The sequence below is a fragment of the Foliimonas ilicis genome (assembly GCF_039939195.1).
GTDB classification, from domain to species: Bacteria; Pseudomonadota; Alphaproteobacteria; order Rhizobiales; family Rhizobiaceae; genus Foliimonas; species Foliimonas ilicis.
In genome coordinates this window covers 820396-832651 of the sequence record NZ_JBDUUH010000001.1, presented here as the reverse complement: position 1 = coordinate 832651, position 12256 = coordinate 820396, and the positions used below count along the sequence as shown (strand labels likewise).

Genomic DNA, 12256 nt, shown 5'->3' with positions numbered 1-12256 from the left:
TCACCTCCTTGGTATAAAACCGATCGGTTCGGATACTGTAAGCCCGACATGACAGGGATGTGAAGCGATTTCAGCGGCACATCACACAGCAAAACATCATGATTTTGCGGCTTTTTTAGCGGTTTGCACAGGTGGTGCCCCCTCGCGACCCCGCATCTCGCGATAATAGGCCCAGAAAAGACGCGAAGCGACGCCTCTGAAGGGCGACCATGATTCGGCCAGACCGATCAGTTCCTTCTCATTCGGACGCGGTGAAATGCCCAATGCGTGGCCGACAGCGCTTTGCAGCGCGACATCCTTTGCCGGAAAAATGTCGGGGTGCCCGGCGGAGAAAAGCAGATAGACTTCCGCCGTCCAGCGACCGATGCCCGAGACGGCGGTGAGTTGCGCCATCGCCTCCTCGGCGGGCAGTTCGCAAAGGTGGTTGAGGTCAAGGCCGTCATTCACCGCAGCCGCGACCGCCAGCAATGTCCGCTGTTTCGGACGCGAAAGACCGGCCTCGCGGAACACATCTCCACCGGCATTCAAAACCGCTTGCGGCGTCAGCGGGTCGAGCAATCTTACCAGCCTGCCGAAAATCGCATCCGCACTGGCGCGCGACACTTGTTGCGAAACGATGATCGAGGCGATGCTCATGAAGCCAGGTTCAGCCAGACGCAAAGGCACATCGCCCGCCATCATGCGGACCTTGTCCAGCCGGGCATCGATGCGGCAAAGCTCTTCGAGGCCTGCGGATATGTCATCAAGCGTGGAAATGCGCTGCATTGGTCTTGTTCCGCCTTTCACTGCAAAGTAGCAATCGATCGATGAGACGCACAATCCGGTTTTGACACCAATGAAAAGCCCCGTCTTTCGTTTTGCGCCGAGCCCCAACGGCGCGTTGCACCTGGGCCACGCCTATTCCGCGCTGCTCAATGCGAAGCTGGCCGATGCCTCCGCGGGGCGGCTTCTGCTGCGCATCGAAGACATCGACATCACGCGTTGCACGCCGGAATTTGAAGCCGCGATCTACGATGATCTGAAATGGCTCGGCCTGTCATGGGAAGAACCTGTCCGGCGCCAATCCGATCATTTTCGCGAATATGAGGCGGCATTGCAGCGCCTTGCGCGAGACGAACTGGTCTACCCGTCATTCATGAGCCGCGGGGAAATCCGCGCCTTCATTTCGGATACGGAGCGCCGCGGCAGAAACTGGCCGAGCGACCCCGACGGCGCGCCGCTTTACCCCGGCGCGGACAAGACGCTTTCGTCAGTAGAAAGAAACCGGCGGATCGAAGACGGCGAACCTTTCGCATGGCGTCTCGATATGGATGCTGCGTTGAAACGCATCGGGCGCGATCTGCACTGGACCGAGTTTGCAGATCAGACCTTGAGCGTTGAAAATTCGGTCGCAGCCAGACCGGAAAGCTGGGGCGACGTCATCATCGCACGGCGTGACATACCGACGAGTTACCACCTATCCGTGGTCGTCGATGACGCCCTGCAGGACATCACCCATGTCGTGCGTGGCCGCGACCTGTTCCTCGCAACCGGCGTGCAGCGGCTTCTCCAGCAATTGCTGGGCCTGCCCGCGCCGCGCTATTTCCATCACGAACTTATTCTCGGAGCTGATGGGCGAAAGCTTTCGAAAAGCAGCGGCGATACCGGAATCTCCACCCTACGCGACAATGGTGTAACCGCAGATGAGATCAGGCAGATCGTTGGCCTTTAGAGTGCCGCTCGATCAGAGAAACTCAATCATGGATCAATGCTTTGCCTTTGCCTGCTTCGGCCAACTGCACTAAGCAGCCGACATGATCTCTTTCAAACGGCTCATACCGCCGACTTTCGTTCTATTATGGGCCACAGGTTTCATCGGCGCGGGCTATGCGATGCCATGGGCCGAGCCGTTCACCTTTCTGGGCCTGCGCTTCATCATCGCGTTCCTGCTGCTTCTGCTGCTCGTGCTGATACTGCGCGAACAGCGCGCGACGCTTCAGCAAGCCATGCACGCGGCCATCGCCGGCGCCTTGATGCACGGCGTCTATCTCGGCAGCGCCTTCTGGGCGATCCATCATGGGTTGCCCGCCGGCATGTCGGCGCTGGTCGCAGGCATCCAGCCACTGTTCACCGCAATCCTCGCTGGAAGACTGCTTGGCGAAAAAGTCTTGCCCAAGCACTGGATCGGGCTGGCAATCGGCTTCATCGGTGTCGTGATCGTGCTTTCACCAAAACTTGGAGACGTCTCCAGCGGCATCACTGCCGCAACGGTTGCCGCGTCTTTCCTTGCCGTGCTCGGCATGAGCGCCGGCACGATCTGGCAAAAGCGCTATGCCGGTGGCGGAAGCCTTCTCAACGGGGCGCTTTGGCAATATGCGGGCGCCAGCGTCTTGATGATCATTGCCTCAGCCCTGTTCGAAACGCAGCAGATCACCTTCAACGGAGAACTGTTCTTCGCCCTCGCATGGCTCGTTCTGGTGCTTTCCATCGGCGCGATATTCCTGCTGATGGTGATGATCCGCGAAGGTGAAATGGCGAAAGTCTCGTCGCTTTTCTACCTCGTGCCGTCGGTAACAGCGGTGATGGCCTGGGCACTTTTCAACGAAACGCTCTCGCCGATCCAGATACTGGGTATGGCGATTGCAACGGCCGGTGTGTGGCTTGCGACGGGCAGGAACAAGACGCCGAAATCGTTCTAGGTATTTTGGTGCGTCCTTCGAGGCTCACCCGCCCACCCGCGCCCGCGCTTCCAGATACCGGCTGATGGCAGCATTAAGCTCCCCACCCAGAATGAAAATCAACGAAACGATATACAAAAACACAATCGCGATCATGATCGAGGCCAAGCCCGCATAGGTCGTGACATAGGAAGAGAAATTGTCGAGATAGGCCGCAAAAATGGTCGATCCGGCCAGCCACGCAATGAGCGTGAAGATGATGCCCGGCACGATTGCCGTGAAACGGCGATGCCCCGCCGGTAGCCAGACATGCACCGCGATCAGGCCAAGAACGATGACCGTCGATGCAATGATGAACCGCCACAGCGTTATCGTGCCCATATAGGGTTCGATCCACTCGAAATTGGCCTCGGCAACGCGCGCGATCAGTGGCGCGAAGACCAGCAACACGCTGATTGCCACGAAGCCGACGGTCGCGATCATCACGAAAAGCAGGCTCTGAAGACGCCGGTAGATGAAGCTTCGCGTTTCGGTGACGCGGTAGGCGCGGTTGAGCGAGGTGCGCAGCGCCTCAATGCCATTGGACGCGAAGAAGGCGGCCAGCACAACGCCATAGGTGAGCAGATCGGTGCGCTGCACGGTTAGCACGTTCACCACTTCGCGGGCGATGGGTGCTGCGATCTGATCAGGCCACGTATCGAAAACGAGATGCACGGCTGTTTCGGAAAAAGCCTGCGCGCCAAGGAAGCTGGCCAGCGTTGTGGCGAAGATGAGAAACGGAAAAAGCGCCATCAATGCCGAAATCGCCAGATGACTGGCCATAGACCAGCCGTCGTCATTGTTGAAATGGCCAAGCGCGTCGTAGAGAATCCGTCTTGTCGCCGCGATCCTGCGCATCAAATCTCCACGCCATTGTCTCCCCGGTATGAATATGGGAAAGGAATGCCGCAAATGGCAACCTATGGCGAGATACGCGTTGCACGATAGTGGAGTTGCGCACAATCATTGATAAGTCCGGCATTTGCCGATTTGTGCATTTGCCGCATGCTCTTCTGTGGTCCGCGCCATCGCACTATGTAGTATGAAGCCGACGCAAGTCGAAATTGATTCTCAAGCGCATCCTGCCGGCCTTCGTGCTCTGCCGGCTTCATGCGTCCGGGGCCTGATCCGGCCATTCAGAGCGCTGCCTTCATCCGGAAAATCAGATGGCAACCGTATTCAACATCCTCGCTATTCTCGTGCTTGTCGCGCTCGTCATCGTTCTGGTTCGCGGCCTCGCGAACATGATGCGCGGCGGCTCTGGAAACACGTCCAACAAGCTCATGCAGATGCGCGTTCTCCTGCAGGCCGTGGCACTCGTGCTGATCCTGCTCGCGGTCTACTTCAACCGCTCCTAAAATGGAGATTTCATGGTCAAGCTGAACAAGATCTACACCCGCACTGGCGACGACGGTACGACGGGCCTGGTAAGCGGCGAGCGGCGCGCGAAGTCGGATTTGCGGATTGAAGCCTTCGGCACGGTGGACGAAGCCAATTCCTGCGTCGGCCTTGCCCGTATTCATACGGCGCAAGCGCATCCCGAACTCGACGTGATGCTCGGCCTGATCCAGAATGATCTTTTCGATCTCGGCGCAGACCTCGCCACGCCTACCGAAGAAAACCCAAAATACGAACCGCTGCGCATCGTGGATGCGCAGGAGAAGCGCCTCGAAGCCGACATCGACAGGCTGAACGCCGATCTCCAGCCGCTGAAATCCTTCGTGCTCCCGGGCGGTTCTGCAGCTTCGGCAGCGCTCCATCTGGCACGGACGGTTTCGCGCCGCGCCGAACGCTCGATGGTCGCGCTTTCCGCCCAGGAAACGATAAGCCCGGAAGGCTTGCGCTACATAAACCGGCTCTCGGATTTCCTGTTCGTTGCCTCGCGCACCGTGAATGACAACGGAAATTCCGATGTGCTATGGATTCCGGGTAAAAATCGCTGATCGGCACCATTCCGATGCTCAATTAAAATCCAAGGAGCGGAAGCGCCCATGTTCATTCCGCTTCATGACGCAAACAGCCTGAAAAACATCAAACTGCAATATGTGACGATCGGGCTTATCGCGCTCAATGTCATCATGTTTCTGGTCGTCAATCTGGGGTCGGACACATTTACCGGCGCTGCGGTCTACGGGCTGGGCTACATACCCTCCGTGGCCTTCGACCATGTCGATCTCTCCCCTGAACTGGTCATCGTGCCAGAGAAGATGACCTACATCACCTATGCGTTCCTGCATGGCGACATCTTCCATCTCGGCGGCAACATGCTGTTTCTGTGGGTGTTCGGCGACAATGTCGAAGACGCGCTCGGCCATCTTCGCTATCTGATTTTCTACCTTCTCTGCGCGGCCTTCGGTGCCTTCTTTCACGGCATCGTCGCACCGGAATCGCAGGCGCCGCTCATCGGAGCGTCAGGTGCGATAGCGGGCATAGTTGCGGCCTATCTGATCCTGCATCCGCGCGTGAAAATCTGGATACTCGCATTCGGGCGAATTCCGCTTCGCATTCCCGCCTACATCACGCTGGCGCTCTGGATCGCCTTCCAGTTCCTGATGTTTCTGGGCGGCGGCGAGGACCAGGTTTCCTGGGCTTGCCATGTCGGCGGCATCATTGCCGGTGCCGTCCTCGTCGTCATCCTGAGACGGCGTGCCGTGCCGCTTCTCGACAAGGAGATCGTGACGCCGAAGGCGGTGGAGGTAGAGCAGAAGAGCGCAGTCAGTCCGGCGAGAGCCGAACCCGCGCCGCGGTGGGGCCGCCAATAGGCTTTCAAACGATTAGCGCGTCAGTCTGTATATTGACGCTCGGCTTTGGTCTGACTAGGGTCCGCCACAATTCCGGAAGCCTATAGCCACCGGGACATGAGATCAGTGTCATTTTTGCTGCTTTGCATGTCGGTCAGCGACAATTCCGCCATCCCGGCCTCTGCTAATCAGTCTATGAATTCGTCAAAGAGGTGAAGCTCCATGAAAGTATTGGTCCCGGTTAAGCGGGTTGTGGATTACAACGTGAAAATCCGTGTTCGGTCGGATGGATCGGGCGTCGAGCTTGCCAATGTGAAGATGTCGATGAACCCGTTCGACGAGATCGCTGTTGAAGAGGCCATCCGCCTTAAGGAAGCCGGCAAGGTCGAAGAAATCATCGTGGTTTCGATCGGACCGCAGCAGGCGCAGGAAACCTTGCGTACAGCACTCGCCATGGGTGCCGACCGCGCGATCCTGGTCAAGGTCGACGGTGAAGTCGAGCCGCTGGGCGTTGCCAAGGTTCTGAAGGGCGTGGTCGATGCGGAGCAGCCGGGCCTCGTGATCCTGGGCAAGCAGGCGATCGACGACGACGCCAACCAGACCGGCCAGATGCTTTCGGCGCTGCTTGGCTGGAGCCAGGGCACCTTCGCCTCCAAGGTCGAGATCGACGGCGACAAGGCCAAGGTGACGCGCGAAGTCGATGGCGGCTTGCAGACGGTCGAGCTGAAGCTTCCGGCAATCGTGACCACCGATCTTCGCCTGAACCAGCCGCGTTATGCATCGCTGCCCAACATCATGAAGGCCAAGAAGAAGCCGCTGGACGAAAAGACCGCCGCCGATTTCGGTGCAGACGTCACGGCGCGCCTGAAGGTTCTCAAGACCGAGGAGCCACAGGGCCGCAAGGCTGGCGTCAAGGTCAAGGATGTGGCTGAGCTGGTGTCGAGCCTGAAGTCCGCTGGCGTTATCTGAATTCGGAAGAGAAAAGGACAAGAATATAATGGCAATTCTTCTGATCGCAGAACACGACAACGAAACCGTTTCGGACCAGACCGCCAAGGCGCTGACCGCAGCGCTGCAGATCGGCGCGGACGTCGATGTGCTGGTTGCAGGCAAGGGCGCGAAAGCTGCCGCCGATGCCGCAGCCAAGCTGAAAGGTGCACGCAAGGTGCTGCTCGCCGAGGCCGACGAACTCGAACAGCGTCTGGCCGAGCCGCTTGCGGCACTCGTCGTCAAGCTTGCTGGCGACTATGACACGATCCTTGCCCCGGCAACCGCTGCCGGCAAGAACGTCGCGCCGCGCGTTGCCGCACTGCTCGATGTCGCGCAGATTTCCGAAATCGTAGAAGTCGTTTCGGCCGACACGTTCAAGCGTCCGATCTATGCAGGCAACGCCATCCAGACCGTTCAGTCGACTGAGGCCAAGAAGGTCATCACAGTGCGCACCGCCTCTTTCCAGGCAGCGGGCGAAGGCGGCTCGGCTTCCGTCGAAACCGTCAGTGCTGCGGAAAACCCAGGCCTTTCGACCTTCATCGAAAACCGCCTGTCGGAAAGCGACCGTCCGGAACTGACCTCGGCCAAGATCATCATTTCCGGTGGCCGCGCGCTGGGCTCGGCAGAGAAGTTCGAGGAAGTCATCCTGCCGGTTGCCGACAAGCTCGGTGCCGCCGTCGGTGCATCGCGCGCCGCAGTCGATGCGGGCTATGCCCCGAACGATTGGCAGGTCGGCCAGACCGGCAAGGTGGTCGCACCCGACCTCTACATTGCTGTCGGCATCTCCGGCGCCATCCAGCATCTGGCCGGCATGAAGGACTCGAAGGTGATCGTCGCCATCAACAAGGACGAGGAAGCCCCTATCTTCCAGGTCGCAGATTACGGCCTCGTCGGCGACCTCTTCACCATCCTGCCGGAACTCCAGAAGGCCCTGTGACGCCTTCCAACAAATGAATTAAATCGTGATGGCCGGGGTAGACGCAACTACTCCGGCCATTTAGTTTGCACTGCACAAGAACGGAGCGAAACAAGCTCCACGACGGGATCAGTGTAATGAACGGCAAAATCCAGACGGTCGGCATTGTCGGCGCGGGTCAGATGGGTGGCGGCATCGCGCATGTCGCTGCGATGGCAGGCTTCGATGTTCTGCTTTACGACATTTCCCCGGACCGTATCGAAACCGGCATCGCGACGATCAGCGGCAACATGGCCCGCCAAGTCAGCACCGGCAAGCTGGACGAAAAACTGCGCCAGAGCGCTCTGAAAAAGATTTCTCCCGCCAAAACGATGGACGATCTGGCTGCCGCCGATCTGGTGATCGAGGCAGCGACCGAAGACGAAACCGTCAAGCGCAAGATCTACGCTCAGCTTTGCCCCAAGCTGAACCCTGAAGCGATTCTGGCGACCAACACCTCCTCCATCTCGATCACCCGCCTCGCCGCGCAGACGGATCGGCCCGAACGCTTCATCGGCATTCATTTCATGAACCCGGTTCCGGTGATGAAGCTGGTCGAACTCGTGCGCGGCATCGCAACCGAGGACGTCACTTTCGAAAGCGCGAAGGTTTTCGTGCAAAAACTCGACAAGACGATCACGGTTTCGGAAGATTTTCCGGCCTTTATCGTCAATCGCATCCTTTTGCCGATGATCAACGAAGCGATCTACACGCTCTACGAGGGTGTAGGCTCTGTCGAGGCCATCGACACCGCTATGAAGCTCGGCGCGAACCATCCGATGGGGCCGCTTCAACTGGCGGATTTCATCGGCCTCGATACCTGCCTGTCGATCATGCAGGTTCTGCATGACGGCCTGTCGGATTCGAAATATCGCCCCTGCCCGCTTCTGGTGAAATATGTCGAAGCAGGCTGGCTTGGCCGGAAAGCCGGTCGCGGCTTCTACGATTATCGCGGCGAACATCCCGTTCCAACGCGCTAGAAGCATCGCCAAACCACGAATTGCGTCATATTGAACACAGTCGCGACGCGATCGTGTCGAAGTTGCGTCAAAAAGATGATGCACGGTGAAACTTACCACTCACCTTCCCGTTCCTGCCGCGTCTTGGGCAAAAATGGGAAAAAGCTTATGAGAAAACTACTCGTTCTGGCACCTTTTGCCATTCTTTCGTTTCCAGCGTTCGCAGCCGATGCTGTCATGGACGTGGAACCACAGCCTCCTATGGCAGAAATCGTACCCGTTGGTGATTGGACCGGCTTCTATGCCGGTGTCCAGATCGGTGGGGCATTCGGCGGCGACAGCGGCGTCATCAATCTGAGCCCGTTCACGCCCGGTCTTCAGACCGCTTTCGCGCCTGGCTTTTCGGGTGATTTCGACAATGGCGTAATCGGCGGTGTGCATGTCGGTTATGACTGGCAGTTCGGCCAGATCGTCGTCGGCGGCATACTCGACCTGACCGGAACCGACATCGGCGACGTTCAGCAGGGCCGCTCGATCACGCCTGCGACCTACACGATCGGTCGCGATCTCGATTATCTAGCCACCCTGCGCGCACGCATCGGCTACACCGTAACGCCAAGCATTCTTGCTTATGCAACGGGTGGTATCGCTTACGGCAAGGTCGATTTCTCATACTCGCAGCCGGGTTCTGGCGCCGCGTTCAACACGTCTGGCGGTCAGGATAACGACATCGGCTATACGGTCGGCGCAGGCGTCGAAGCCAAGGTCACGCAGAAAATCTCGCTTGGTCTCGAATATCTCTACACCAATCTCGGCGGCAACGATTTCACCGCCAATCTGGTCAACGGACCTTTCGGCGCACCAGGCAGCGCAGGAACGAACCTGACCGGCAGCGACGGCGACTTCGATTTCCACACAGTGCAGATGAAGCTTTCGTATCGCTTCTGATAGCTAAAGGACTTCGTGAAAATGGCGGCCTTTGGGGCCGCCATTTTTTATTGCATACGCAGGAGGCGTAATTATTCGACGCGCTTGCCGTTCTCATCGAACCAGTGCAGCTTTTCCGCACGGGCGACGACGCGCAACTGGTCGCCGGGGCTGGCTGTCGCACGGCCGCCGACGCGCACGACAATTCGCTGCCCGCCTGCCGCACAATAGAGGAAGCTTTCCGAGCCGACCGGCTCTACGGCTTCGACCTCTGCAGGAAGCACGACTGCACCCGAAGGTACATCCGAAGTGAACGCGACATCGGCGTCCTCCGGCCGCACACCGAGCGTTGCGGCGTTGGCCGGGCCATCGACGCCCACGGCCACACCGTTGGTGAAGTTCAGACCGTTTGCCCCGCGCTGGACAGCCATCAAATTCATCGGCGGCGCGCCGATGAAACTCGCGACAAATGTCGAAGCCGGCTTTTCGTAAATATCCAGCGGTGCGCCCGATTGCTCGACCAATCCGGCATTCATGACGACCAGCACATCGGCAAGCGTCATCGCCTCAAGCTGATCGTGCGTCACGTAAACAGATGTCACGCCAAGCGAACGCTGCAAATTCTTGATCTCGACGCGCATCTGCCCGCGCAGCTTGGCATCGAGATTTGAAAGCGGCTCGTCGAACAGGAAGACCTTAGGGCTGCGCACGATTGCGCGGCCCATCGCGACGCGCTGGCGCTGACCGCCGGAAAGCTCGCGCGGGCGGCGGTCCAGAAGATGCGAAAGCTCCAGCGTCTTTGCGGTTTCGCGCACCCGGCGGTCGATCTCGTCCTTCGGCGTGCCGCGATTGCGCAGTCCGTACGCCATATTGTCGTAGACCTTCATATGCGGATAAAGCGCATAATTCTGGAACACCATCGCGATGTCACGTTCGGTCGGCCCAATCGCGTTGACCACCTTGTCGTCGATGGAAACCGTTCCGTCCGAAATCGTTTCCAGCCCCGCAATCATGCGCAGCAGGGTCGATTTCCCGCAGCCGGAAGGCCCGACCAGAACGCACAGCGCCTTGTCGGGAATAGGTATGGATACGCCTTTGACGGCTTCAACACCGCCCGGATAGATTTTCCTGACGTCTTTCAGATCGACGGTTGCCATTATTTCTCCGTATCGACGAGACCGCGCACGAACCAGCGCTGCATGAAAACGACCACGAGGATCGGCGGTATTATCGCCAGCATGCAGGTGACCATGACGAGGTGCCATTCCGTATCCGCATCGGCAAACGAGATCATCTTGCGAAGCGCAATAACGATCGTGTTCATATCGTTGCGGTTGGTGACGAGAAGCGGCCAGAGATATTGCGTCCAGCCATAGATGAAGAGGATAACGAAAAGCGCCGCGATGTTCGTTTTCGAAAGCGGCAGCAGAATATCCTTGAAGAACCGCCACGGCCCTGCGCCATCCACACGTGCGGCCTCGACCAGTTCGCCCGGAATTGTGAGGAAGAACTGGCGAAACAGCAGCGTTGCAGTGGCCGAGGCCATCAGAGGCAGGATCAGCCCGGTATAGGTGTCGATCAGACCGAAATCGACCATCACCTTGTAGGTCGGCAGAATGCGAACTTCGACCGGCAACATCAGTGTGATGAAGATCAGCCAGAAGAAGGTCATGCGGAACGGAAAACGAAAGAACACAACCGCATAGGCCGAAAGGATCGAGATGCAGATTTTTCCGACTGCAATGCCCAGCGCCATGATGGTCGTGTTGAGCAACAGTCGATCGACACCGACGCCGCCGATACGGCCGATACCGCCGAAAATCGCTTCATAATAGTTTTTGAAGAACTGACCGCCTGGAAGCAGCGGCAGAGGCGGTCGCAGGATGGTCTGCAGCGAATGGGTCGAAGCGACGAATGTGTAATAGATTGGAAACGCAACGATCAATATGCCGATGATCAGCACGGCATGACCGATGAATGTGCGGAGCGGGCTTTGTCCGATCATGCGTTCATGCCCCGCAACGTGGATGGATACTGCCAGGAAAAGAGATCACCCATAGTGCACCTTCTTTTCCACGTAGCGGAACTGAATAGCGGTGAGCGCGATGACGATGACCATCAAGATCACCGACTGCGCAGCAGAATCGCCAAGGATCAGATTGACGAAGCCGTCATTGTAAACCTTGTAGACAAGCGTCTCCGTAGACCTGCCTGGACCACCGCCGGTAACGGCATGGATGATGCCGAACGTGTCGAAGAAAGCGTAGGTCGTGTTGATGACCAGCAGGAAGAAGGTCGTCGGCGCGAGCAGCGGAAAGACGATCGTCCAGAAGCGCTTCGTATCGCCGGCGCCGTCGATTGCGGCTGCCTCGATCAGCGTCTTCGGAATTGCCTGCAGACCTGCCACGAAGAACAGGAAATTGTAGCTGATCTGCTTCCATGCGGCGGCGGCCACGACAAGGGTCATCGCCTGCGGACCGTTGAGCAACGGGTCCCAATTATAGCCGGTGGAGCGGATCATATAGGCGAATGTGCCCATCGACGGGTTGAACATGAACAGCCACAGCATACCCGCAATGGCGGGAGCAACTGCGTAGGGCCAGATCATCATGGTTCTGTAGAAGCCGCGACCGCGCACGATCCTGTCGGCCATGACGGCCAGAACAAGCGCGACACCCATCGCGAGTACGGCAGTGGCAATCGAGAAGATCGCCGTCACCTGCATGGAGTTCAGATAGCCCGGATCGGCAAGCACTTTTTTGAAATTATCGAGGCCGACGAAACGTGTTCTCAGGCCGAACGGATCTTCCTTGAGCATCGACTGATAGACCGCCTGCGAGGCTGGCCAGTAGAAAAATACGGCCGTGATCGCAAGCTGCGGCGCAAGCAGAAAATAGGGCAGGACCTTGTTGGGGAAGACGACTCTGGGGGCGGCCAATCAATGCTCCTCGACATGCGATGAAGCCAGCTTGCGGATTTCGCCTTGCT

The 12256-nt window shown here is 58.3% G+C and carries 14 protein-coding genes; 9 read left to right on the top strand and 5 right to left on the bottom strand.

What is annotated here, in order from left to right; translation table 11 throughout:
• Window positions 1-96: 96 nt before the first annotated feature.
• Entirely contained in the window at window positions 97-765 is a 669-nt protein-coding gene (locus ABFT80_RS04185) for a DNA-3-methyladenine glycosylase family protein (protein WP_347970580.1), read from the bottom strand.
• A gap of 70 nt (window positions 766-835) precedes the next feature.
• Between ABFT80_RS04185 and gluQRS the strand changes: the two genes are divergently transcribed.
• Both gluQRS and ABFT80_RS04175 read left to right on the top strand, forming a co-directional pair.
• The gene (gene gluQRS / locus ABFT80_RS04180; protein WP_347970579.1) at window positions 836-1711 is read left to right on the top strand and encodes a tRNA glutamyl-Q(34) synthetase GluQRS; all 876 of its coding nucleotides are present in this window, start codon (window positions 836-838) and stop codon (window positions 1709-1711) included.
• An 82-nt stretch (window positions 1712-1793) separates the two neighbouring features.
• Window positions 1794-2678 carry a DMT family transporter gene (locus ABFT80_RS04175; protein ID WP_347970578.1) on the top strand — a complete coding sequence of 295 codons (885 nt, stop codon included), beginning with the start codon at window positions 1794-1796 and terminating at the stop codon, window positions 2676-2678.
• 24 nt (window positions 2679-2702) lie between these two features.
• On the opposite strand, the gene ABFT80_RS04170 is transcribed toward ABFT80_RS04175, so the two are convergent.
• Entirely contained in the window at window positions 2703-3554 is an 852-nt protein-coding gene (locus tag ABFT80_RS04170; protein ID WP_347970577.1) for a YihY/virulence factor BrkB family protein, read from the bottom strand.
• A gap of 308 nt (window positions 3555-3862) precedes the next feature.
• Here ABFT80_RS04170 and ABFT80_RS04165 point away from each other — a divergent pair, with 308 nt between their 5' ends.
• The 7 genes from ABFT80_RS04165 to ABFT80_RS04135 all read left to right on the top strand — a co-directional run bounded on the left by ABFT80_RS04165 (window position 3863) and on the right by ABFT80_RS04135 (window position 9289).
• Window positions 3863-4054, top strand: a complete 192-nt coding sequence (locus tag ABFT80_RS04165; RefSeq protein ID WP_347970576.1) for a twin transmembrane helix small protein — start codon at window positions 3863-3865, stop codon at window positions 4052-4054.
• Between the two features lie 12 nt (window positions 4055-4066).
• Window positions 4067-4639, top strand: a complete 573-nt coding sequence (locus ABFT80_RS04160; RefSeq protein WP_347970575.1) for a cob(I)yrinic acid a,c-diamide adenosyltransferase — start codon at window positions 4067-4069, stop codon at window positions 4637-4639.
• Between the two features lie 48 nt (window positions 4640-4687).
• Window positions 4688-5458 carry a rhomboid family intramembrane serine protease gene (locus ABFT80_RS04155; protein ID WP_347970574.1) on the top strand — a complete coding sequence of 257 codons (771 nt, stop codon included), beginning with the start codon at window positions 4688-4690 and terminating at the stop codon, window positions 5456-5458.
• Between the two features lie 201 nt (window positions 5459-5659).
• Window positions 5660-6406, top strand: coding sequence for an electron transfer flavoprotein subunit beta/FixA family protein (locus ABFT80_RS04150; RefSeq protein ID WP_347970573.1), 747 nt, complete (start codon window positions 5660-5662; stop codon window positions 6404-6406).
• 28 nt (window positions 6407-6434) lie between these two features.
• Window positions 6435-7364, top strand: coding sequence for an electron transfer flavoprotein subunit alpha/FixB family protein (locus ABFT80_RS04145; protein ID WP_347970572.1), 930 nt, complete (start codon window positions 6435-6437; stop codon window positions 7362-7364).
• A gap of 116 nt (window positions 7365-7480) precedes the next feature.
• Window positions 7481-8362: a 3-hydroxybutyryl-CoA dehydrogenase gene (locus ABFT80_RS04140; RefSeq protein ID WP_347970571.1), complete on the top strand. Its 882-nt coding sequence runs from the start codon at window positions 7481-7483 to the stop codon at window positions 8360-8362.
• Window positions 8363-8509: 147 nt separating this feature from the next.
• Complete coding sequence (locus tag ABFT80_RS04135) at window positions 8510-9289, top strand: outer membrane protein (RefSeq protein ID WP_347970570.1); 780 nt, start codon at window positions 8510-8512, stop codon at window positions 9287-9289.
• Window positions 9290-9360: 71 nt separating this feature from the next.
• Here ABFT80_RS04135 and ABFT80_RS04130 read toward each other — a convergent pair whose 3' ends face one another.
• From ABFT80_RS04130 to ugpA, 3 genes are read right to left on the bottom strand one after another with little or no spacing between them, the layout of a single operon-like run.
• Complete coding sequence (locus tag ABFT80_RS04130; protein WP_347970569.1) at window positions 9361-10425, bottom strand: sn-glycerol-3-phosphate import ATP-binding protein UgpC; 1065 nt, start codon at window positions 10423-10425, stop codon at window positions 9361-9363.
• Complete coding sequence (ugpE, locus tag ABFT80_RS04125; protein ID WP_347970568.1) at window positions 10425-11273, bottom strand: sn-glycerol-3-phosphate ABC transporter permease UgpE; 849 nt, start codon at window positions 11271-11273, stop codon at window positions 10425-10427. The genes ABFT80_RS04130 and ugpE overlap by 1 nt, the downstream gene beginning before the upstream one ends.
• 45 nt (window positions 11274-11318) lie before the next feature.
• On the bottom strand, window positions 11319-12206 hold the full coding sequence (gene ugpA, locus ABFT80_RS04120; protein ID WP_347970567.1) for a sn-glycerol-3-phosphate ABC transporter permease UgpA: 888 nt from the start codon (window positions 12204-12206) through the stop codon (window positions 11319-11321).
• Window positions 12207-12256: the final 50 nt, after the last annotated feature.

Coding starts and splice junctions, on each gene's coding strand:
- ABFT80_RS04185 (WP_347970580.1), bottom strand. CDS start 765: ATGCAGCGCATTTCCACGCTTGATGACATATCCGCAGGCCTCGAAGAG.
- gluQRS (WP_347970579.1), top strand. CDS start 836: ATGAAAAGCCCCGTCTTTCGTTTTGCGCCGAGCCCCAACGGCGCGTTG.
- ABFT80_RS04175 (WP_347970578.1), top strand. CDS start 1,794: ATGATCTCTTTCAAACGGCTCATACCGCCGACTTTCGTTCTATTATGG.
- ABFT80_RS04170 (WP_347970577.1), bottom strand. CDS start 3,554: ATGCGCAGGATCGCGGCGACAAGACGGATTCTCTACGACGCGCTTGGC.
- ABFT80_RS04165 (WP_347970576.1), top strand. CDS start 3,863: ATGGCAACCGTATTCAACATCCTCGCTATTCTCGTGCTTGTCGCGCTC.
- ABFT80_RS04160 (WP_347970575.1), top strand. CDS start 4,067: ATGGTCAAGCTGAACAAGATCTACACCCGCACTGGCGACGACGGTACG.
- ABFT80_RS04155 (WP_347970574.1), top strand. CDS start 4,688: ATGTTCATTCCGCTTCATGACGCAAACAGCCTGAAAAACATCAAACTG.
- ABFT80_RS04150 (WP_347970573.1), top strand. CDS start 5,660: ATGAAAGTATTGGTCCCGGTTAAGCGGGTTGTGGATTACAACGTGAAA.
- ABFT80_RS04145 (WP_347970572.1), top strand. CDS start 6,435: ATGGCAATTCTTCTGATCGCAGAACACGACAACGAAACCGTTTCGGAC.
- ABFT80_RS04140 (WP_347970571.1), top strand. CDS start 7,481: ATGAACGGCAAAATCCAGACGGTCGGCATTGTCGGCGCGGGTCAGATG.
- ABFT80_RS04135 (WP_347970570.1), top strand. CDS start 8,510: ATGAGAAAACTACTCGTTCTGGCACCTTTTGCCATTCTTTCGTTTCCA.
- ABFT80_RS04130 (WP_347970569.1), bottom strand. CDS start 10,425: ATGGCAACCGTCGATCTGAAAGACGTCAGGAAAATCTATCCGGGCGGT.
- ugpE (WP_347970568.1), bottom strand. CDS start 11,273: ATGATCGGACAAAGCCCGCTCCGCACATTCATCGGTCATGCCGTGCTG.